This is a genomic window from Streptomyces sp. DT190 (assembly GCF_049846985.1).
Lineage (GTDB): Bacteria > Actinomycetota > Actinomycetes > Streptomycetales > Streptomycetaceae > Streptomyces.
The window spans coordinates 1-460 of record NZ_JBNCNM010000080.1 but is presented as its reverse complement, the minus strand read 5'-3'; the positions used below and the strand labels follow the sequence as shown (position 1 = coordinate 460).

Genomic DNA, 460 nt, shown 5'->3' with positions numbered 1-460 from the left:
AAGTAGTCGACGACGTCCTCGGGCCACTGGTTGGCCTCGGCGAGCAGCACCGTGTCCGGGTACTGCGCGTCGATCTCCTTGCGCACCCGCTTCAGGAAGTCGTGCGTCGCCGGGAGGTTCTCGCAGTTGGTGCCCTCCTCCTGGTACAGGTACGGCACCGCGTCCAGCCGGAACCCGTCGATGCCCAGGTCCAGCCAGAACTTCAGCGCGGAGATCATCTCCTCCTGCACGGCCGGGTTCTCGTAGTTGAGGTCCGGCTGGTGGGAGAAGAAACGATGCCAGTAGTACTGCTTGCGGACCGGGTCGTAGGTCCAGTTGGAGGCCTCGGTGTCGACGAAGATGATCCGCGCGTCCTGGAACTGCTTGTCGTCGTCGGCCCACACGTAGTAGTCGCCGTAGGGCCCGTCCGGGTCCTTTCTCGACTCCTGGAACCAGGGGTGCTGGTCGCTGGTGTGGTTCA

Annotated in this window: 1 protein-coding gene; it reads right to left on the bottom strand. The window is 64.1% G+C overall.

What is annotated here, in order from left to right:
• A partial coding sequence (locus ACPXCS_RS39690; RefSeq protein WP_425952372.1) for an alpha-amylase family glycosyl hydrolase occupies window positions 1-460 on the bottom strand: 460 nt, incomplete at both ends.